The sequence below is a fragment of the Saccharopolyspora sp. NFXS83 genome, assembly GCF_026241095.1.
Lineage (GTDB): Bacteria > Actinomycetota > Actinomycetes > Mycobacteriales > Pseudonocardiaceae > Saccharopolyspora_C.
The window spans coordinates 21618-42568 of record NZ_JAPFGB010000041.1; the positions used below are offsets into that span (position 1 = coordinate 21618).

The window sequence follows — 20951 nt, forward strand, 5'->3', positions numbered from 1 at the left end:
CGCGATCACACCAGCGGCAGCCGCAGGGCCCCGGGAGCGTCGGCGGGCACCGCCGGGCTCTTCGGCGCGACCGGGTCCATCCGCCGGTAGCCGTCGGCCTGCTCGGCGCGCCGGTCCGGCTCGCCCTTGTTGGGCCACATCGAGAACGCCCGCTCCGCCTGCGCGGTGATCGTCAGCGACGGGTTGACCCCGAGGTTCGCGGTGATCGCCGAGCCGTCCACGATCGACAGCGTGGGATGTCCGAACGCCCGGTGGTACGGGTCGACGACCCCGTGCTCGGCGTCCTCCCCGATGGCGCAGCCACCGATGAAGTGCGCGGTCATCGGCATGTCGATCAGTTCGCCCCAGGTGCCGCCCGCGATGCCGCCGATCTTCTCGGCGACCCGCTCGTTGGCTTCCTCACCTGCGGGGATGTAGCTGGGGTTGGGCGCACCGTGGCCCTGCCGGGAGGTGAGCCGGGAGCCGAACAGGCCGCGCTTGACGCGGGTGATCAGCGAGTTGTCCAGGCTCTGCATCACCAGCAGGATGATCGTGCGCTCGCTCCAGTTGCGCACGATCGCCATCTTCAGCGCCTTCACCGGGTCGTTGCGCACGAACCGCAGCCACTGCTTCCAGCGCGGGTCGGGCTGACCGCCCTTGGTGGGGAAGGTCTGCAGCAGCCCCATCGCGTTGCTGCCCTTGCCGTAGCGGACGGGCTCGATGTGGGTGTCCTCGTCGGGGTGGAACGACGAGGTGATCGCGACGCCGCTGGAGTAGTTCTGCTCGCCCAGCTCGCTGACCTGCGCCCCGATGATCGCCTCGGAGTTCGTCCGGGTCAGCTCCCCCAGCTTCGCCGACAGCCGCGGCAGGTCGCCGCGGTCCCGCGCCCGGTGCAGCAGGTTCTGGGTGCCCCAGGTCCCGGCGGCGACGACGACCTGGTCGGCGGTGAACACCTTGCTGCCGAAAGCGGTCTTCGCCCCGGTACGCCGGGTCCCGATCCGCCAGCGCCCGTCGCCGCCCTCGGTGAGCCGGTGCACGGTGGTCATCGGGAACACCTCGGCACCACCGGCCTCCGCGAGGTGCAGGTAGTTCTTGACCAGCGTGTTCTTCGCCCCGACCCGGCAGCCGGTCATGCAGGCACCGCATTCGGTGCAGCCGGTCCGGGAGGGTCCGGCGCCGCCGAAGTACGGGTCGGCGACCGTCTCCCCCGGCTTGCCGAAGTGCACGCCCACCGGGGTCGGGTGGTAGCTGTCGCCGACGCCCATGTCGGCGGCGACCTGCTTCATCACCACGTCCGACGGCGTGGTCGTCGGGTTCGTGACCACGCCGAGCATCCGGCTGGCCTGGTCGTAGTGCGGGGAGAGCTCGGATTCCCAGTCCGTGATGTGCGCCCACTGCGAGTCGTTGTAGAACGGCTTCAACGGCCGGTACAGCGTGTTCGCGTACACCAGCGAGCCGCCGCCGACCCCGGAGCCGGCCAGGATCAGGCAGTCCCGCAGCAGGTGGATGCGCTGGATGCCGTAGCAGCCGATCTGCGGTGCCCACAGGAACCGGCGCAGGTCCCAGGAGGTCTTCGCGAACTCGTCGTCGCTGAATCGCCTCCCGGCCTCCACCACGGCCACCCGGTAGCCCTTCTCGGTGAGCCGCAGCGCGGCGACGCTGCCGCCGAAGCCGGAGCCGATCACGACGACGTCGTAGTGGAGGGGTCCTTGGTGACCTTGAGCACCGTTGCTGGAAGCCATGCCGACACGTTAGCCGTCATTACTCGCGGGTAGCTAGACCTTTCCGCTACTCCGCACGGCGGATTCACGAAGACGAGGCGGGCTGGAGACCGAGCTCCGGACCCCACAGGACCACGCACCGCGAGCTTTGATCTGCCGACTCGCGACGCCCCCACCCCGGCCTCGCGACCGAAGCCGTGCCTTGGGCGGCGAAGCCCGCCTGCCTTGCGGCCGAAGGCCGTGCCTGGATGCGCGCCAGCGCATAGCCCACGTCGAAAAGCCGACCACCCGCGGGTTCTCAGCGGCTTCCTCGCGAGGACAGCTTTTTCCCTCGTGGCGGAGCCACTCGGGAAAAGATCCCGCAGCGAGGAAGCCGCTGAGGTTCCGCCACCCGGACACGAAAGCAGAACGAGCCCGACGATTCACCGCCGCAGCGTCAGGCCGACCTTCTGGAACTCCTTGAGCTCCGAGTACCCCGTCTTCGCCATCGAGCGGCGCAGGCCGCCGAAGAGGTTGATCGCGCCGAACGGGTCGCTGCTCGGCCCGAACAGCAGCGTTTCGAGGTCGGCACCGGCACCGGTGAAGCCGACGATCTCGCTGCGCGGCAGGCTCGGGTGCGCGGCGGCGGACGTCCAGTAGTAGCCCTGCGCCGGCGCCTCCTCCGCTTCGGTCAGCGCCTCGCCGAGCATCACCGCGTCCGCGCCGCACGCGATCGCCTTCGCGATGTCGCCGGAGTAGGACAACGCCCCGTCGGCGAGCACGTGCACGTACCGGCCGCCGGTCTCGTCGAGGTAGTCGCGGCGCGCGGCGGCGGCGTCGGCGATGGCGGTGGCCATCGGCACCCCGATGCCCAGCACCTGCGTGGTCGTCGCCGAACGGGACTGGCCGAACCCGACGATCACTCCGGCGGCACCGGTGCGCATCAGGTGCATCGCGGTGCGGTAGTCGCCCACGCCGCCCGCGATCACCGGCACGTCGAGGTCCGCGATGAACCGCTTCAGGTTCAGCGGCTCACCGTCGCGCGCGACGTGCTCGGCCGAGACGATGGTGCCGTGCACCATGAGCACCTCGACCCCGGCTGCCAGCAGGTCCGGGGTGAGCTCCTCGGCGTGCTGCGGGCTGACCCGCGCGGCGACGGTGACCCCGGAGTCCTTGATCTCCTTGATCGACTGGATGAGCAGGTCGTGGCGCACGGGAGCCGCGTGCAGCTCCTGCAGCAGCGTGATCGCGGCGGCCGGGTCCTCGTTCTCCTCGGCGGTGCGCACGACCTCGAGCAGCTTCTCCTCGACGTTGGAGTGCCGCGCCCACAGCCCTTCGGCGTTGAGCACGCCGAGACCGCCGAGCTCACCGACGCGGATCGCCGTCGCCGGGGACACCACGGCGTCCGTCGGGTGCGTCACCAGCGGGATGTCGAACCGGTAAGCATCGATCTGCCAGGCCAGCGACACGTCCTTCGACGAACGGGTCCGCCGGGACGGGACGATCTCGATGTCCTCCAGGTCGTACCCCCGCATGGCCGTCCGGCCCATGCCGATCTCAACCAGATCCCGCACGTCAAGTCCTCCCTACCAGCACCACAGCACTCCAACGGAGCATTCTCTCTACTCCGGGCTCGGACCTCGCATCCGCCCCGGTCTTTCGGCTTCGACGCCCGGTGGGCGGCGGGAGGACTCAGGCCTGCGGAGCCACGCCCGCTACGGCCAGCCTGAACAGCCTGTCGGCTTCGGCGGCGGCGTCCGCGCGGTGTTCGACGGCCAGCACGATGCCGACGATCAACGTGATCAGGTCGGCGAGGGCGACGTCCGGCCGCACCGCCCCGTCCCGCACGGCGCGGTCCAGCAGCGGTGCTCCCGCTTCCTCCAGCACCCCCGCGCAGGAGTTGCCCTCGACGGGGTCGACGTCGGGTCCCGTGTAGGACAGCGCGACCGCCAGGCCGCGGACGGAAGCGCAGTAGGCGACCACCTCGCCCAGCCAGCGCAGCAGCGCCTCGCGGCCGTCCGGCGCACCGGTCAGCTCGGCGGCGCGACGGCTCAGGGCGTCGATGCGGCTGTGCGAGACCGCTTCGAGCAGAGCGCGACGAGTGGGGAAGTGCCTGCGCACGGTGGCCGATCCGACTCCGGCGGTGCGGGCGATCTGCTCCAGGGAGGCTTCCGCGCCGCAGGCGGCGACCTCCTCCTCCGCCACGGCGAGGATGCGGGCGTGGTTGCGCCGGGCGTCCGAACGCTGCGCGCCGGTCACGGCGTCACCTCCTGCTTCACAAAACGGCGGGTCCCGCCGTATCGTACGGGAACGCAAACGGCGGACCCCGCCGTTTTTCCCCGAGGAGCAGCATGCCCACTCCACCCGCACCCGTCCTCGTCTCCGGCGCCACCGGCAGGCAGGGCGGTGCCACCGCCCGCGCCCTGCTCGCAGCGGGCACGCCCGTCCGCGCCCTGGTGCGCGACCCCGCGACCGAACGCGCCGCCGCGGTGCGCGCGCTCGGCGCCGAACTGGTGACCGGCGATCTCCGCGACCGCGACTCCCTGGCACCGGCGGTCGACGGCGTCCGCGCCGTCTTCTCCGCGCAGATGCCCGAGCTCACCGAGGACGGCTTCGACTTCGACGGCGAGATCACCCAGGGCACCAACCTCGTCGAAGCGGCGCGGGCCGCCGAGGTGCCGCAGTTCGTGCACACCTCGGTCAGCGGCGCCGGTCAGCACACCGAGGTTCCCGGCATGGCCGACGGCCGGTGGAGCGTGGCGCACACCCTGGGCGTCAAGAGCACGATCCAGGACCGGGTCCGCGAAGCCGGTTTCCCCAGGTGGACGCTGCTCAAGCCGGCGTTCTTCATGGCGAACTTCCTGCCTTCGGCGGGCTTCCTGTTCCCGCGCGGTGTCGAAGGAGGCCTGGTCAGCGTCCTCAAGCCGGACACCCGCCTGCCCCTGATCGCGACGGCGGACATCGGCACGGCGGCGGCTGCCGCGATCGCCGAGCCGGAACGGTTCCACGAGGTCGAACTGGAATTGGCAGGAGACTTCCTGCCGGTGGAGCGGATCGCCGGAATCCTCTCCGGCGCGCTCGGCGTCCCGCTGACGGCCCCCGACATGACCGAGGCCGAAGCGCGGGCCGCCGGGATGCCGGACATGGGCGCCGGCCACGAGTACCTGAACGTGGTCGGCCAGCCCGCCCGGCCCGAGTTCGCCGCCGAACTGGGCATCCCCACCACCACGTTCGAGCAGTGGGCGGCGGAACACCTGCACGCAGGCGCGTGACCCGAGGACGAGGGGCTCGGGAACCGATCGGCTCCCGAGCCCCCGCACCTCATCGGGTCGTGTAGTTGGGCGCTTCCACGGTCATGGTGATGTCGTGCGGGTGCGACTCCTTGAGCCCCGCCGCCGTGATCCGCACCAGGTTCGCCCGCTGCAGCTCGGGCACGGTGGACGCCCCGGTGTAGCCCATCCCCGACCGCAGGCCGCCGACGAGCTGGTCCACGACCTGCGACAGGGGCCCGCGGAACGGCACGCGGCCTTCGATGCCTTCCGGCACCAGCTTGTCCTCGGAGAGCACGTCGTCCTGGAAGTAGCGGTCCTTCGAGTAGGACTTCGACTGCCCGCGGGTCTGCATCGCGCCGAGCGAACCCATGCCCCGGTAGACCTTGAACTGCTTGCCGTTGACCAGCACCAGATCACCGGGCGACTCCGCGGTGCCCGCGAGCAGGCTGCCGAGCATGACGCTGCTGGCCCCGGCGGCGATCGCCTTCGGGATGTCCCCGGAGTACTGGATGCCGCCGTCACCGATCAGCGGCACACCCGCCGGGCGGCACGCCTGGTCGGCCTCGTAGATCGCGCTGATCTGCGGCACGCCCACCCCGGCCACGACGCGGGTCGTGCAGATCGAACCGGGGCCGACGCCGACCTTCACCGCGTCCGCCCCGGCGTCGACGAGGGCCTGCGCCCCGGCGCGGGTCGCGACATTGCCGCCGATCACGTCGACGGAGTGGCCCAGTTCCTTCTTCAACGTGGCCACCGTCTCCACCACGGCACGGGAGTGGCCGTGCGCGGTGTCCACGATCAGCACGTCGACTCCGGCGTCGACCAGCGCCATCGCGCGCTCGTGCGAGTCGGCGCCGACGCCGACGGCCGCACCGCACAGCAGCCGGCCGTCCGGGTCCTTGGTGGCGTTGGGGTACTGCTCGGTCTTGACGAAGTCCTTCACCGTGATCAGCCCGCGGAGCTTGCCCGCGTTGTCCACGATCGGCAGCTTCTCGACCTTGTGCCTGCGCAGCAGGCCGAGCGCGGCTTCGGCGGTCACGCCGACCTGCGCGGTCACCAGCGGCGCGGGCGTCATGATCTCGCGCACCCGCCGGGTGTGGTCGGCTTCGAACCGCATGTCTCGGTTGGTGATGATGCCGACGAGGGTGCCGTCCGGGTCGGTCACCGGGACGCCGGAGATCCGGAAGCGGGCGCACAGCGCGTCCACCTCACCCATGGTGTCCTCCGGCGAGCAGGTCACCGGGTCGGTGACCATGCCCGCTTCGGAGCGTTTCACGACCTCGGCCTGCGCGGCCTGCTCCTCGACGGACAGGTTGCGCTGCAGGATGCCGACACCGCCCTGGCGGGCCATGGCGATCGCCATCCGCGCCTCGGTCACGGTGTCCATGGCCGCGGACACCAGCGGCACCCGCAGCCGCACGTTGCGCGACAGCTGCGTAGCCGTGTCGACGCCGCTGGGGATCACATCGGACTCATCGGGAAGCAGCAACACGTCATCGAAGGTCAACCCGAGCGTCGCGAACTTCGCAGGGAATCCGGGGGCGGTCAGTTCGCTGGTCATGGCGAGGCGGTGTGCCTTCCTGCAAGCAACGGTGTGGTTACCGAAGGTTCCGGGCGGGGGCGCATCGGCGATACCGGGCCACCGGAAACGGCGGTTCGACGACGTCCCCGGCGCGAGCGGCAGGTGCGATTACCCCATGATAGAGACCCGCTGGTCAGGGATGGTCAGCGGTGGGGCGCCCGCGCGGGCGCCCCCGCGCGGGCGCCCCGAGCGGGAGTGCAGGTCGCGGTGGGCGGTACCGTGCCGTCCGTGCCGCACGATCCGCTGCCCCCAGACCCGTTCGCGGGAGACCCGGACGATCCGAGCAGAGCGCTCGACGACCAGGACCCCGAGTTCGGCCCGCCGCTGGGCGAGGACGAACGAGCCGAACTGCTGTCCGATCTGACCGACCTCGCGGTCTACCAGGCGTTGCTGGAGCCGCGCGGAGTCCGCGGCATCGTCGTGGACTGCACCGACTGCGGCGAGCCGCACTACCACGACTGGGAGCTGCTGCGCTCCAGCCTGGAGCAGCTGCTGCACGACGGTCGGATGCGCCCGCACGAGCCGGCGTTCTCCCCGGACCCCAGCGATTACATGAGCTGGGAGTACTGCCGCGGCTTCGCCGACGGCGTCACCGAGACGGAGAACGAGAGCAGCCGCTGACGGTCCGCTCGATCGGCTCCCGCGGCGATGCCGCGCGTCCACCGCGGCTCTGATCCGCACGTCTCACGCCCCGGTTCGGCGCGCACCGGAAGGCATCCACGATCAGGTCCTCCCCGCGGTCGGACGAGCCGCGGGCCGAAAGAACGGATCCGCGCCCTGGTGGACGCGGATCCGGATGATCTCAGTTCGGCCGGGGGAACAGACCGCCGCCGTTGTGCGGGTCCGAGGTGGAACCATCGGTGCTCCCGCTGGACGGCACGTCCGTGCTCCCGCTGGTCTCGCTCGGCTGCGTCGTCGGCTCCGTCGGCTCCTGCGAGGAGCTCGGCGTGCTCGGCGATGTCGGCGTCGGCAGGTCCGTCGGCGGCGGCTGCGGGTGGGACGGCGGCGGTGGCTCCACGGTCGTCGTCGGAACGTGGTGCGAGCTCGACGTGGACTCCGAAGTCGACGGGTCGGACGGGTTCGCGCCGTCGAACCGCTGCCGCAACGCCTCGTGCTGCGCTTCCAGCTCCTGCAGCCGATCGCCCGCGCCCTGCATCGTGTGGCGCGCGAGTTCGAGCGAGGCCCGCGCATCGCTGCGCTGACCCGAGTCCCACTGCTTCTCGGCCTGGTCGAGCTGGTTCTGGGCCTGCGCCGCGGCCTTGGTCTCCTGCGTGTGGTCGGTGTAGAGCACCTGCGCCACACCCCACAGCATGTCGCCGGGCATCGCGTCCCGCGCCGCCAGGCCGACACCGGTGAAACCGATCATGAGCACCGCCGCGGCCGAGGCCACCGGGACCAGGTGCCTGCGCCGGGACTTGCGCCGCGGACGGCTGCCCGCGGCGATCGCGGCGATCGCGGCGTCGGTGTCCACGAGGTCACCGATCGGTGCCGCGTCGACCTCCCGCCGCCACGCGACCAGCAGCGACTCCAACGCGGGCCCGGTGTCCGCGGATTCCGCGGGCACGCTGGGGTTGGTGCCGCCGAGCGCGTCGAGCAGCGCGTCGTCGGCCTGCAGTTCGGAGAGGTTCAGCGGCTCCGCGCCGACCTCGTCGGCGTCGATCAGCCCTGCGGCGGTCGCCTGCGCGGTGTCGGTGGCGGCGTCGGCCACCAGCGGGCGCTGCCGGAAGTCCAGGACGGTGGCGCCCGCGCTCACCGGCTCCGCCTCGAACTCCTCCTCGGGGCTCGCGACGCGGATCGTCGACTCCGCTGCCGCGGCGTCGTCATCCGCGCCGTCGACCCGCGCTGCGGGTTCGTCGTACGTGGCCGAATCGGCCGAATGGCCGGTAGAGTGGTCCTCGGCGTCCGGTACCGGACCGTCGGGGATCCCGGCGGTGTTCGACCCGGCTGCCACCGAGGTGGCGGAGTCGGACTCTCGATTGTCGATCAGCTCGGCTCCCTCGCCAGCGGCGGGCACGGCCGGAGAGTCCTCCGAAGCACGCGTCTCGCCCGCACGGTCGTCCTGCCGGCCGGAATCGACGGGAACGTCCGAGGCCTGCTCCCCTTCCCGGAAGCGCTCGGGCTCTTCCCGCTCGACCATTCAGACCACCTCCTCCGCGGACAGCGTCTTGCGTAGCCGGGCCAGTGCGCGGTGCTGTGCCACCCGCACCGCTCCCGGAGTCGAACCGACCGCTTCGGCGGTTTCCTCCGCGGACAACCCGACGACCACCCGGAGCAGCAGGATCTCCCGCTGCTTGGCCGGGAGGACACGCAATAGCTGCGCCATCCTGCCCGAAAGCTCACCTTGCATGGCCCGCTGCTCCGGTCCAGCCTCGGACTCCGGGGTGTCCGGAACGTCCGCCACCGGTTCGGAGCGGTTGCGGGCCGACGCTCGGTGCGCATCAGCCACCTTGTGTGCGGCGATGCCGTATACGAACGCCAGGAAAGGACGACCTTGGTCCCGGTAGCTGGGCAGCGCCGTCAACACGGCGAGGCACACTTCCTGGGCGACGTCGTCCGCCGAAGCGAACGACCGTTCGTTTCGTCCTACCCTGGCGCGGCAATACCGCACCACCAAAGGACGGATTTCGGCCAGCAAGCGCTCGATCGACTGACGATCGCCGTCGACGGCGGCGCCTACAAGTGCGTCCAGCCCGTCCCCCACGTTGCTCATCGCAGACAGCAGCCCTGGTGTTACGCGTTCAAGCGACTCGGATTTGCTCGGCGAACATCACGTGCTCCGCACGCAGCGCCGAGGTCACCGTACCGGGAAAGGACAGATCCCTGAACAGGGAGTGGGGGCCAGCGGCGGTCGTTGTCACGTAACCATAACTACCAGATATCCACCCGGGCATCGTCCGCCCAGTACGGAACTCGCACTGATCGACGGATGGTAAGGGCGGACGCGACGACCGCGATCGACTCCCGGCTCGACCTGGCCGGGTCATGAGACGTGTCCGCCGCCACGTCCCGGTGCGAGGTGGCACCGGGCCATGGCGACGGACACCGAAGTCCTGCCGACACCGCCGAGCCCGAACGGCGGCGTCGAGGTGAACCGGGTGGCGACCGGGGGCCGCGCTCCGGCGAGGGGCGTCACACAACAGGAAGGAGCTCCCACGGAACCTCCGCGGATCATCCGTCGAGCCCTCGCACGCGAGGGCTCGGTCGCCGGGCCAGGCCGGGCGCCGGAGCCGTCCGGGGCGTGCGCCCCGGGACGAGAGCGGCGCGGGGCACGGTCCGCCGCCCGCGGGCGATCGGCGCACGTGGCGCTCCGACCGGAACCCGGATGATCGAGCGAGCAGGTGGGCATCCGTGGCAGTCCGTTCGACTCAGGCGACCAGTCCCCGGCGGAAACCGTGCGCCACCGCCTGCGCCCGATCCCGCACTCCCAGCTTGCGGAAGAGCCGGCGGGCGTGGGTCTTGACGGTGTCTTCGGACAGGTAGAGCTCGCGGCCGATCTGGCCGTTGCTCTTGCCCTGGCTCATCCCCCGCAGCACCTGCAGCTCCCGCTCGGTGAGCTGCACGCCCGGATCGGACGGCTGCCGCGGCGCGGGGACGGACGTGCTGGCCAGGGTGTGCGCCAGCGCGGCGACCAGTTCCGGCCGCGAGGCGTCCCAGCGCAGGTATCCGCGCGCACCACCGGCGATCGCCGCCGCGATGCTGCCCGCGTCGTCCGGCGCACCGAAGACGATCACATTGGCTTGAGGATGGGCGGAAACGAGCCGTCTGGTGGCCTCGACACCGTTCGGCACCGCTCGCTGGGTGCCGACCAGGACGACGTCCACCGCTTGCCGCGCGAAGCGGGCGAGCAGCTCATCACCGTGGGCTACGCAATCAATCCGACTCACTCCCGGGACAGCAGACATCACGCGAGTGAGTCCTTCCCGGACGCTACGTCGGTCATCGCAGATCAGGACCGTCGTCACGGGAACTCCTTCCTGCAGGCGGGTGACGTTCCACTTCCCCTATCGGACGCAGCGGGGCGGACCTTGACACGATCTAGTGCTGAATCCGTCCAGAGATCGGCTCACGCCACCCCATCGAGATATTCACCGGAACGGAGCAGGGGCCGACGCGGGCACGCACGCTTTCCTGCGTCACCCGCCGATTAAGGCCCGTACCTGCGATGTTCACCCGTGCGTGGGCCTGCCGGGCGATCTGCCACCCGATCTCGCGACACCCGGCAATCAACTGAATACGTTGGACTGTGATTTGCATCACATTCTAGTGGAGAACAGTCCGGCCGATCAGTTCGGCGGCGCTTTCGAGTGAAGCGACCGCCTCGGCGTGCCCGGGTAACCTGCCCGGAGCCCACCCGGCCCCCACCGCGAACACCCGGGCGCGCTGCCGTTTGATGGGCAGGTCGGCCAGCAGCGCCGGCGCCGCGTAGTGCGGCTGCTCGGCCCACAGCACGATCACCGCGGGCGCCGCCCGGCGCACCGCCGCGTTCAGGCCCTCCGGCGGCAGGCCCGCTCCGAAGAGCCGGTGGCCGACACCGCGCGAGGCCAGCTCGGCGGCCAGCGCGACCAGTTCCAACTCCTGCTGCTCCCCCGGCACCGGCGCGAGCAGCACCGGGCGCGGATTGCTCGGCTCGGGCGCGTTGGCCAGCACCGCCCGCAACGCCGTCGACGCGCTGTCGGCGAGCAGGCGTAACGCCTCCACTCCGGTTCCGGTGTACTGCCAGCGCTCGCTGACCGCGGTCAGCACCGGGGACAGCACCTCGCGCCAGGTGGCGAGCACGCCCTGCTCCTCGATCGACTCCGCGAGCAGGCGCTGCTGGTGCCAGGCGTCCAGCGCGAGCACCGCGCGACCGAGCCCGCGGGCGCGCGGTCCGGCGCCGGTGAGGCGCAGCCCCCGCCCCCCCGGGTTGGACGTCGACTCGACGGCCGGGGGCTCGAGGGGATCCAGGACGCCGGAGATGAGGACGGGTTCGGCCGGCGTGGGCGGGGCGTCCTGCGCACCGCCGTCGGAGTGGCGTGGCAGTGGCGGGGTGGCCGCCAACGCGTAGCGCGCCGCCTCCGCCGGGGAAGCGCCGCGCAGCAGCGCGCGCTGCATCTGCTCGAGCCGGGCCACGTCCTCCGGCCCGTACCGGCGATGGCTGCCGGAGGCGTGGCCGGTCGGACCGAGCCCGTAGCGCCGGTCCCAGGTGCGCAGCGTCGCGGGAGCGACGCCGAGCCTGCGCGCGACGGCGGCCACCGTCAGCCGCGGCTCCTCCGGGGTGGATCCGAGCACGCCTGCGGTGAGGCCGGGGTCTTGGTCGGCACCTCGCTCGCCGGAGGCCGCGGCCGTCTCGCGCGCGCGGCGGTGCCTTCCGGCGTCCGCCTGAGCGCCGTCGCCAGCAGGCCGCTCCCCCGCCTCTCTGGCGATCTTGCGGCGGGCGTCGTCTCGATCTTCGTCGGCGTTCGCCGCGCCGCGGGGGAAGGCCGGGCCGTCCAGGTGGTCGGCAAGTCGTGGATCAACCTCCCGGGCAGCGCCGTGCTGCCCGGACAGGGGTTCCTCCCGCATGGTCACGCGGTCATGTTCCGGATCGAGGCGGCCGGTGGCAAGCGGGCGCTCCCGGAAGCCACCGGTCAGAGATCACCCGTCAGTGAACAGCTTTCGGCGCGAAAGGGGTTGAACAAGTATTGGCGCGGTTCTACCTTGGATCATGCGAGGCCACGGCAGCCGCCGTGGCGGGGAGGGGATCCACCGGTGGGAGGTGGTTGTCGCAATGGCCGACACTCGACGTCTTCCAGGCCCGAACGCCGATATCTGGGACTGGCAGATCAAGGGTTCGTGTCGCGGAATGGACAGCGCGTACTTCTTCCATCCCGACGGCGAACGCGGCCCGGCAAGGGCGCGGCGTGAGGCGAAGGCGAAAGAGGTGTGCCAGCACTGCCCGGTTCTCGATCAGTGCCGTCGGCACGCGCTGGCAGTGCAAGAACCCTATGGAATCTGGGGTGGGCTCTCCGAGTCCGAGCGCGAAGTGATCATCAAGACCCGCAAGCGCAGGGTGGCCGCAATGGCCGGATGAGACGCGACCGCCGCGACGAACGGCGGTGGCGGCGCCGCACGGGCAGGCCGCATCGGATGACTGCGAGGGGCGTCATCCGCGGCGGCCCCCGGGGCAGGCGTGCGAAAAGATCAGGGGCGGCACCTATCGGTGCCGCCCCTGATCTCGTGTTGCGCCCCTGAACCGGGCGCGCCGGACAGGCGCACCCGGTTCAGCCGGGGTCAGTGCGAGTGGCCGTGACCGTGACCGGCCGGCTCGTCATCCTCCTCGGGCTTCTCCACGACGGCGCTCTCGGTGGTCAGCACCATGCGCGCGATGGAGGCCGCGTTGGCGACCGCGGAGCGGGTCACCTTCAGCGGGTCGACGATGCCCGGCTCGATCAGGTCGCCGAAGGCCAGGGTCGCGGCGTTGTAGCCCGCACCCCAGTCCAGGTCGCGGACCTTGGAGACCACGACGGCGCCTTCCTGGCCCGCGTTGCTGGCGATCCAGAACAGCGGCGCCTCCAGAGCCTTGCGGACCAGCCGCACGCCGGTGGCCTCGTCACCGGAGAGGCCGAGGTCGCCTTCCAGCGCCTTGGCGGCGTGGATCAGGCTGGAGCCACCGCCGGGCACGCTGCCCTCTTCGGCCGCGGCCTTGGACGCGGCGACCGCGTCCTCGATGCGGGACTTGCGCTCCTTGAGCTCGGTCTCGGTGGCCGCACCGACCTTGATCACCGCAACGCCGCCGGCCAGCTTGGCCAGCCGCTCCTGCAGCTTCTCGCGGTCCCAGTCGGAGTCGCTGGCCTCGATCTCCTTGCGGATCTGCTCGACCCGCGCCTGCACGTCGTCCTTGCCGCCGTGGCCGTCGACCAGGATGGTGTCGTCCTTGGTGACGGTGACGCGGCGGGCGCTGCCCAGGACCTCGGGGCCGGCCTCGGAGAGCTTGAGCCCGACCTCGGGGGCGATGACCTGCGCACCGGTGACGGCGGCCAGGTCGTCCAGGAACGCCTTGCGGCGGTCGCCGAAGTACGGGGCCTTGACCGCGACGACCTTGAAGGTCTTGCGGATCGCGTTGACGACCAGGGTGGACAGCGCCTCGCCCTCGACGTCCTCGGCGATGATCAGCAGCGGCTTGCCGTTCTGCGCGACCTTCTCCAGCAGCGGCAGCAGGTCCTGGATGTTGGAGATCTTGTCCCGGTGCAGCAGGATCTGGGTCTCCTCCAGGACGGCTTCCTGCCGCTCGGAGTCGGTGACGAAGTACGGCGAGACGAAGCCCTTGTCGAACTGGACGCCCTCGGTGACCTCGAGCTCGGTGGCCAGCGTCGAGGACTCCTCGATGCTGATCACGCCGTCCTCGCCGACCTTCTCCATGGCCTCGCCGACCAGCGCGCCGATGTTCTCGTCGCGGGACGAGACGGTGGCGATCTGGGCGATGTTGTCGCGCCCCTTGACCGGGGTGGCCTTGGCCTTGAGGGCCTCGACGACCGCGTCGGTGGCGGCCTGGATGCCCTTGCCCAGCGAGGCCGGGTTGGCGCCGGCGGCAAGGTTGCGCAGGCCTTCCTTGACCAGGGCCTGGGCCAGCACGGTGGCCGTGGTGGTGCCGTCGCCCGCGACGTCGTTGGTCTTGGTGGCGACGTTCTTGGCGAGCTGCGCGCCGAGGTTCTCGTACGGGTCCTCGAGCTCGATCTCGCGCGCGATGGTGACGCCGTCGTTGGTGACCTGCGGGCCACCGAACTGCTTGTCCAGCACGACGTGCCGACCGCGCGGTCCGAGGGTCACCTTCACCGCGTCGGCGAGCTGGTTGACACCGCGCTCCAGGGCGCGGCGCGCCTGCTCGTCGAAGGCGATCTGCTTAGCCATGTTTCAACAGCCCTTCAGCATGGATGTTCAGGTGCCGGTCGCGGACGTCCCGGCGCGAGCTCCGCCCGACCCGTGCACCGCCCGGCCGGAGGCCGCGAGCGCTCTCGCGGGGCCGGGGGCGTGGTCCGGTCGGCTGTCGCCTGGGTGAGACGTCGGGGCGGCGGAGTCGCCGCGTCGCCGAGGGGCGTGCGGGGCGTGGCGTCCGGCCTGGGATAAACCACCGCCCCGGCGGTCCCGGAGGCGGGACCACCGGGGCGGTGGGTTGCGCATGGTGCGGAAGTCGTCAGTTGACGACGGCCAGCACGTCGCGGGCGGAGAGGATCAAGTACTCCTCGCCGTTGTACTTGACCTCGGTGCCGCCGTACTTGGAGTAGATGACGACGTCACCTTCCTGCACGTCCACGGGAACGCGGTTGCCCTTGTCGTCGACGCGACCCGGGCCGACGGCCAAGACCTTGCCCTCCTGGGGCTTTTCCTTGGCGGTGTCCGGGATCACGATGCCGGACGCAGTCGTCGTCTCGGCTTCGCTCGCCTGAACAACGATCTTGTCCTCAAGCGGCTTGATGCTCGCCACGGTGTGACCTCCACCTTCTGGGGCCTGCGTAAGCGTTGGCTCTGGTCTGGGTGACGGCTCCGTAGCTCCCCGTCGTCGCGGGTGCCGGGGCGCTGCGGCGCCGTGCTGATTGGCACTCTACCCAGCCGAGTGCCAAGGCTCAACCACCGGGCACCCGTTCAGCCGTCACTCGAAGGCGGACATCGGGCGAGCGGGGCTTTCCCCGAGCTCCACGACTCGACCTGCCGGAGCCGTCGCGGTCTTCCGGGCCCGGCCTTCCGGGAGCGCCGTCGGCCGCGGGAAGCGGAGCCGAGCCCGGGCGCGCCGCTGGTCCGAGCGGGTGATGCCGGTGCCCGCGAGGAAGGACCGGCTCGCACGGAGGCTTCCGGATCACCCGCGCGATCTTGCGCCTGTGGCGGCGCCGATCTTCGCCGGGCGAACCGACCAGGTGAGCGGCGGGACGCCCGCGCGAAGCGGGCCGGGCGGCGACGCGGCGCGGTCGCCGCCGACCGGCCCTGATACCGATCTTCGCAGGTAGATCGGCATGCGGGAAATGTCACCGGAGCCCGATGGCGGTTCACACCATCGAGGCAATGTGGCTTAGGTTCTGCCGCATGGCTCCGACGAAGCCCACGAATCGCCCGTGGGAACGCCGCCCTCGCCCATCCCGTCCTCCCGGTCCGTCCGGGCCTCCCGGCCGGTCCGGCTGGCGCCCTCGCTGACCTTCCTCCCGGCCCGGTTCGAACCGGCCTCGGGAGCAGCTGCAGCGCGGGCACGGTGATCAACAACCCGTCTTCGCCAGAAGTTAACCGGATGCCCACCGGGCGCGGATACCTTTCCACTCGTTCGAGTGAAGCCGAAAGCAGGACACAGCCCTGTTCGGCGTGCTCACGCACGCCTAGACGGCAGCCACCGACGTTCTGGGAGGACCGCCCGAATGCCCGACCCCACCACACCTCATCCCCGATCCGTTTCCCGCCGGGCCGTGCTGCTCGGCGGCGCCGCCGCGGTGGGCACCGCCGCGTTGAGCGGAACCGCCTCGGCCGGACCGCTGTCGCTGCCCGGCGCGGGCACCGGCAGGCTCGCCGACCCGTTCACGCTCGGCGTCGCCTCCGGTGACCCGCTGCCGGACGGCGTCGTGCTCTGGACCCGCCTCGCCCCCGACCCGACCGCCGACGACGGCACCGGCGGGATGCCCGGCAAGGTCGTCCCCGTGCAGTGGGAGGTCGCCGAGGACGAGCGGTTCAGCCGCGTCGTCCGGCGCGGCGAGGCCCAGGCCGCGCCCGAGCTCGGGCACAGCGTGCACGTCGAACTCGAAGGACTCCGCCCCGGCGCCGAGTACTACTACCGGTTCCGCGCCGAGGGCGCCGTCTCGCGCACCGGGTTCACCCGGACCGCGCCGGCGCCGGGCTCGATGGACGCGCTGACCATGTGCTTCGCGTCCTGCGCGCACTTCGGCCAAGGCCACTTCACCGCCTACCGGCGGATGGCCGAGGACCAGCCCGGCCTGGTCCTGCACCTCGGCGACTACCAGTACGAGTACGCCGCCGAGGCCGACGACGTGCGGGCGGTGCTCGGGCCGGAGACCCGCACGCTGGCGAACTACCGGCAGCGGCACGCCCAGTACAAGACCGACGAGGACCTGCAGCTCGCGCACGCCGTGGCGCCGTGGATCGTCGTGTGGGACGACCACGAGACCGAGAACAACTGGGCCGACGAGACGCCGGAGAAGCCGGATCCCGGTTTCCTCGACCGGCGCGAGGCGGCCTTCCAGGCCTACTACGAGAACATGCCGCTGCGGTCCACGGCCAAGCCCGAGGGCATCGACATGCAGTTGTACCGGCGGTTGCAGTGGGGCGGCCTCGCCACGTTCCACATGCTCGACACCCGCCAGTACCGCGACGACCAGCCCTGCGGCGACGTCGGCAACGTGGACTGCGCGGAGCGGCTGGAGCCGGACCGCACGATCACCGGCGCCGAGCAGGAGCGCTGGCTGCTGGACGGGTTCGCGAACTCCGCGGCGCGCTGGGACGTGCTGGGCCAGCAGGTGTTCTTCTCCCGGCTGGACAACGACCTCGACGACGGCGTCGCGTTCAGCACCGACTCGTGGGCCGGTTACGTGGCGAACCGGGACCGGATCGCCGCCGGGCTCGGACAGGTCCGCAACGGCGTGGTGCTCACCGGGGACGTGCACCGGCACTGGGCGGCGGAGGTCCAGGCCGAGCACGAGAACACCGACTCGGCCGTGGTCGGCACCGAGCTCGTCACGACCTCGATCACCAGCGGTGGCGACGGGGACGACGACGCGAAGGACGCGGTGCTGGCGGAGAACCCGCACATCAAGTTCCACAAGAACCGCCGCGGCTACGTCCGCACCCGCTTCACCGCGGACGAGCTGCGCGCCGATTACCGGATCGTGCCGGAGGTGACGAAGCCCGGCGCGGCGGTGCGCACCGAGCGGAGCTTCGTGGTCGCCGACGGCGATCCGCGGTTGAACCCGGCGTGAGCCTCGCGGGTGCCGCCCGGTCGCGGGCGGCACCCGTTCGGCCCCCGCACGGCGAGTTCCGGTCGCACGGCACACTTGCCTGATGCGTGGGCGATGGTGTGCGGCGGTGGGTCTGGGCGCGCTGGCCGCGCTGCCGTCGGCGTGGGTGCGGGCGCGCAGCTCGGGCCGGGTGCGGACGCTCGCCGACGTGCCCGCGACGGAGGCCGCGCTGGTGCTCGGCGCCGGGGTGCGGCGCGACGGGCTGCCGAGCCGGATCCTGCAGGGCAGGCTCGTCGTGGCGCTGCGGCTGTTCCGGGCGGGCCGGGTGCGGTGGATCCTCGTCAGCGGCAGCCCGCGGTCGCGCGGGTACAGCGAACCGGTCGTGATGCGGGATTTCCTGCTGCGCAACGGTGTTCCGGCGGCGGCGATCGCGCTGGACGAGTCCGGTGTGGACACCTGGGCCTCGTGCCGGAGCGCGGTGGCGGCGTTCGGGCTGCGGCAGGTCACGGTGGCGACCTCGAAGTTCCACCTGCGCCGGTCGATCGCGTTGTGCCGCCGGGCCGGGATCGACGCGTTCGGCGTGGGCCACGACGCGGCGGCGGACGGGCTGCGGCGGGTGTCGGCGCGCGGTGCGCGGCGCGAGTTCCTGGCCGTGACGAAGGCGTTCTGGTTCAGCCGCTGATCGGCGGGACCGCTCTCGCAGACCGGGCAGGTCCGACCGCGGCCGTCGTTCGCAATGAACTGACTCGATGATCAGTTTCGATCGCTCGATTCCACAGCTCCCCCTCCTGCGCTCGGCCTTCCTCTAGTGAGAACGCGTCCCGAACCTGCGGCGCCGCACCCCGGACGGAGCATTGCGAATATCGCAACGTCCCTGCTAGCGTCGCCGCGCCACGGGCCGCCGCGAGCGGGCCACGACAGGGGAGGGCGCATGAACGAGGAAGTGATCATCACCGCCGCGCTGACCGGTGCGGGCGACACCGTCGGCCGCAGCGAACACGTGCCGGTGACACCCGAGCAGATCGCGGAGTCCGCAGTGCAGGCCGCGAACGCGGGCGCCGCCGTGGTGCACATCCACGTGCGCGACGTCGAATCCGGCCAGGGCTCCCGCGAGGTCCCGCTGTACCGCGAGGTCGTGCGCCGCATCCGCGAGTCCGGCGTGGACGTCGTGATCAACCTGACCGCGGGCATGGGCGGTGACCTGGTGATCGACCCGGACGACCCGCTCAAGCCGGTGGACGGCACCGACCTGGTCAACGGTCTGGACCGGTTGCCGCACGTGGAGGAGCTGCTGCCGGACATCTGCACGATGGACTGCGGCTCGCTCAACTTCGGCGAGGGCAGCCAGCTCTACATCAGCACCCCCGACATGCTGCGCGCCGGCGCGAAGCGCATCCAGGAGCTCGGCGTGAAGCCGGAGCTGGAGATCTTCGACACCGGCCAGCTGTGGTTCGCCACCAAGATGATCGAAGAGGGCCTGATCGACGCGCCGCCGCTGTTCCAGCTGTGCATGGGGATCCCGTACGGCGCCCCGGCCGACCCGGGCGTGCTGCAGGCGATGGTGAAGATGCTGCCGGAGGGCGCGAACTGGGCCAGCTTCAGCATCGGCCGCAATCAGCTGCCGTGGGTGGCGCAGTCGGCGCTGCTCGGCGGCGAGGTCCGCGTCGGGCTGGAGGACAACCTCTACCTGAGCAAGGGCGTCAAAGCGACGAACGCGCAGCTCGTGGAGCGCGCGGTGACGATCGTGGAAGGCATGGGCGCGCGGATCGCGACCCCGGACCAGGCCAGGGCGAAGCTCGGGCTGAAGCGGAGGGACGCCTGATGGGGGCTCCGGTGGAACCGGAATCGGTGCGCCACGTCGCGTGCATCGGCGCGGGCGTGATCGGCGGCGGCTGGGTGGCGCACTTCCTGGCCCGCGGCTACCGGGTGACGGCGTGGGATCCCGCGCCGGACGCCGAGCAGAAGCTGCGGCGGCTGGTCGACGCGGCGTGGCCCGCGCTGACCGAGCTGGGCCTGGCGCCCGGCGCCTCCCGCGACGCGCTCACCGTCACGTCCACTTTGGACGAAGCGGTGGCGGGCGCGGAGTTCGTGCAGGAGAGCGCGCCGGAGGACCTGGAGCTCAAGCAGGACCTGCTGGCGCGGATCGACGCGGCGACCCCGGCGGGCGTCGTGGTGTCCTCGTCGACCTCCGGGTACGGCATGACGGAGATGCAGCAGCGCTGCGCCACTCCGGAGCGGCTCGTCGTGGGGCACCCGTTCAACCCGCCCTACCTCATCCCGCTGGTGGAGGTCGTCGGCGGCGAGCGGACCGCACCGGAGGCGGTGCGGTGGGCGTCGCGGTTCTTCGAGGCGGCGGGGAAATCCGTCATCACGATGGACCGGGAGGTGCCCGGCTTCATCGCGAACCGGCTGCAGGAGGCGCTGTGGCGCGAAGCGCTGCACATGGTCGCCGAAGGTGAAGCGACCGTGGAGCAGATCGACGCCTCCATCACCGAGGGGCCCGGCCTGCGGTGGCCGTTCCTCGGGCCGTGCCTGACCTTCCACCTCGCCGGCGGCGAGGGCGGGATGGCGCACATGCTCGACCACTTCGGGCCGTCGCTGAAGTCGCCGTGGACGCGGCTGGAAGCACCGGAGCTGACCGACGAGCTGCGGGACCGGATGGTCGAGGGCTGCGAGGAGACCGCCGACGGCCGCAGCATCGCGGACCTGGTGGCCGACCGGGACCGGGCCGTGATCGCCGTGCTGCGCGCGGTGCGCGCCGTCCGAGGGGGCGGCGCGTGAGCGGCGAGTTCCGGCAGCGGGTCCGGCCCGAGTGGATCGACTACAACGGGCACCTCAGCGAGGCGTACTACGTGCTGGTGTTCGGGTTCGCCACCGACGCGGTGATGGACCGGCTCGGCCTGGACGCGGAGTACCGCACCGGGACGGGGCGTTCGCTCTACACGGTCGAGGCGCACGTCCGGTACCTGCGGGAGGTCGGGCCGGACTCGGAGCTGGTCGTCACCTCCCGCATCGTCGGCGGTGGCTCGAAGAAGCTCGTGCTGTGCCACGAGATGGTGGTGGACGGGACCTTGGTCTCGACCGAGGAGCTGCTTGCGCTGCACGTCGATTCGGCGGCGAGCCGGGCCGTTCCGTTCCCGGACGAGGTGGCGCTGCGGATCGCCGACGCCACCGAACCGGCCCCTCCTTACGCGGGCCGCGCCATCGGCTGAACCGGCGCCGATTCTTCGGGTGAACGGCCCGTTCGTCCCATGCCGTTGGACGAACGGGCCGTTCACCCGCTCCCCTCCTGCGGCTCGATGCTTGCGGGCAGCACGGCGCTCGGGGTGGCTTTCACCGAGTGAACGGACTGTTCGCCCCATCCCGTTGGACGCACGGGCCGTTCACTCGTTCCGCTCCTGAGAGCCGGGGTACGCCACGGCGTCCGGGGCCTTTTTCCGGAGTGAACGGACCGTTCGTCCCATCCCGTTGGACGCACGGGCCGTTCACCCGCTCCGCTGCCGGGGTTCGGGGG

The 20951-nt window shown here is 71.5% G+C and carries 18 protein-coding genes; 8 read left to right on the forward strand and 10 right to left on the reverse strand.

Annotation, left to right across the window (positions count from 1 at the left end):
* Positions 1-5: 5 nt before the first annotated feature.
* The 3 genes from OOZ19_RS28405 to OOZ19_RS28415 all read right to left on the reverse strand — a co-directional run bounded on the left by OOZ19_RS28405 (position 6) and on the right by OOZ19_RS28415 (position 3938).
* Positions 6-1721, reverse strand: coding sequence for an FAD-dependent oxidoreductase (locus OOZ19_RS28405; protein ID WP_266093243.1), 1716 nt, complete (start codon positions 1719-1721; stop codon positions 6-8).
* A 401-nt stretch (positions 1722-2122) separates the two neighbouring features.
* Entirely contained in the window at positions 2123-3253 is a 1131-nt protein-coding gene (locus OOZ19_RS28410; protein ID WP_266093244.1) for a GuaB3 family IMP dehydrogenase-related protein, read from the reverse strand.
* A gap of 118 nt (positions 3254-3371) precedes the next feature.
* Positions 3372-3938, reverse strand: a complete 567-nt coding sequence (locus tag OOZ19_RS28415; RefSeq protein WP_266093245.1) for a TetR/AcrR family transcriptional regulator — start codon at positions 3936-3938, stop codon at positions 3372-3374.
* Positions 3939-4030: 92 nt separating this feature from the next.
* Here OOZ19_RS28415 and OOZ19_RS28420 point away from each other — a divergent pair, with 92 nt between their 5' ends.
* Positions 4031-4951: an NmrA family NAD(P)-binding protein gene (locus OOZ19_RS28420; RefSeq protein WP_266093246.1), complete on the forward strand. Its 921-nt coding sequence runs from the start codon at positions 4031-4033 to the stop codon at positions 4949-4951.
* A 49-nt stretch (positions 4952-5000) separates the two neighbouring features.
* On the opposite strand, the gene guaB is transcribed toward OOZ19_RS28420, so the two are convergent.
* On the reverse strand, positions 5001-6512 hold the full coding sequence (gene guaB, locus OOZ19_RS28425) for an IMP dehydrogenase (RefSeq protein WP_266093247.1): 1512 nt from the start codon (positions 6510-6512) through the stop codon (positions 5001-5003).
* A 240-nt stretch (positions 6513-6752) separates the two neighbouring features.
* Between guaB and OOZ19_RS28430 the strand changes: the two genes are divergently transcribed.
* Positions 6753-7154, forward strand: a complete 402-nt coding sequence (locus OOZ19_RS28430; RefSeq protein WP_184485785.1) for a DUF5319 domain-containing protein — start codon at positions 6753-6755, stop codon at positions 7152-7154.
* A 181-nt stretch (positions 7155-7335) separates the two neighbouring features.
* Here OOZ19_RS28430 and OOZ19_RS28435 read toward each other — a convergent pair whose 3' ends face one another.
* The 4 genes from OOZ19_RS28435 to OOZ19_RS28450 form a co-directional block, all read right to left on the reverse strand.
* Positions 7336-8670, reverse strand: a complete 1335-nt coding sequence (locus tag OOZ19_RS28435) for an anti-sigma-D factor RsdA (protein WP_266093248.1) — start codon at positions 8668-8670, stop codon at positions 7336-7338.
* Positions 8671-9243: a sigma-70 family RNA polymerase sigma factor gene (locus OOZ19_RS28440; protein ID WP_184483051.1), complete on the reverse strand. Its 573-nt coding sequence runs from the start codon at positions 9241-9243 to the stop codon at positions 8671-8673. It abuts the gene before it with no gap.
* A gap of 655 nt (positions 9244-9898) precedes the next feature.
* Positions 9899-10495, reverse strand: a complete 597-nt coding sequence (locus OOZ19_RS28445) for a response regulator transcription factor (RefSeq protein ID WP_184483053.1) — start codon at positions 10493-10495, stop codon at positions 9899-9901.
* 298 nt (positions 10496-10793) lie between these two features.
* Positions 10794-12074, reverse strand: coding sequence for a MerR family transcriptional regulator (locus tag OOZ19_RS28450; protein ID WP_266093256.1), 1281 nt, complete (start codon positions 12072-12074; stop codon positions 10794-10796).
* A gap of 205 nt (positions 12075-12279) precedes the next feature.
* On the opposite strand from OOZ19_RS28450, the gene OOZ19_RS28455 reads away from it, so the two are divergent.
* Positions 12280-12582 carry a WhiB family transcriptional regulator gene (locus OOZ19_RS28455; RefSeq protein WP_184483055.1) on the forward strand — a complete coding sequence of 101 codons (303 nt, stop codon included), beginning with the start codon at positions 12280-12282 and terminating at the stop codon, positions 12580-12582.
* 200 nt (positions 12583-12782) lie between these two features.
* Here OOZ19_RS28455 and groL read toward each other — a convergent pair whose 3' ends face one another.
* Positions 12783-14399, reverse strand: coding sequence for a chaperonin GroEL (gene groL / locus OOZ19_RS28460; RefSeq protein ID WP_266093249.1), 1617 nt, complete (start codon positions 14397-14399; stop codon positions 12783-12785).
* Between the two features lie 283 nt (positions 14400-14682).
* The gene (gene groES, locus OOZ19_RS28465; RefSeq protein WP_184483059.1) at positions 14683-14973 is read right to left on the reverse strand and encodes a co-chaperone GroES; all 291 of its coding nucleotides are present in this window, start codon (positions 14971-14973) and stop codon (positions 14683-14685) included.
* Positions 14974-15889: 916 nt separating this feature from the next.
* On the opposite strand from groES, the gene OOZ19_RS28470 reads away from it, so the two are divergent.
* From OOZ19_RS28470 to OOZ19_RS28490, 5 genes are all read left to right on the forward strand, one after another.
* Entirely contained in the window at positions 15890-17458 is a 1569-nt protein-coding gene (locus tag OOZ19_RS28470) for an alkaline phosphatase D family protein (RefSeq protein ID WP_266093250.1), read from the forward strand.
* Positions 17459-17540: 82 nt separating this feature from the next.
* Positions 17541-18119 (forward strand): SanA/YdcF family protein, encoded by a 579-nt coding sequence (locus OOZ19_RS28475; protein ID WP_266093251.1) that lies wholly within the window; start codon positions 17541-17543, stop codon positions 18117-18119.
* Between the two features lie 249 nt (positions 18120-18368).
* A complete protein-coding gene (locus OOZ19_RS28480; RefSeq protein WP_266093252.1) occupies positions 18369-19259 on the forward strand; it encodes a beta-keto acid cleavage family enzyme in 891 nt (296 codons plus the stop codon).
* Positions 19259-20218 (forward strand): 3-hydroxyacyl-CoA dehydrogenase NAD-binding domain-containing protein, encoded by a 960-nt coding sequence (locus tag OOZ19_RS28485; RefSeq protein WP_266093253.1) that lies wholly within the window; start codon positions 19259-19261, stop codon positions 20216-20218. Before OOZ19_RS28480 ends, OOZ19_RS28485 begins: the two co-directional genes overlap by 1 nt.
* Positions 20215-20649, forward strand: a complete 435-nt coding sequence (locus tag OOZ19_RS28490) for a thioesterase family protein (protein ID WP_266093254.1) — start codon at positions 20215-20217, stop codon at positions 20647-20649. The genes OOZ19_RS28485 and OOZ19_RS28490 overlap by 4 nt, the downstream gene beginning before the upstream one ends.
* Positions 20650-20951 lie beyond the last annotated feature (302 nt).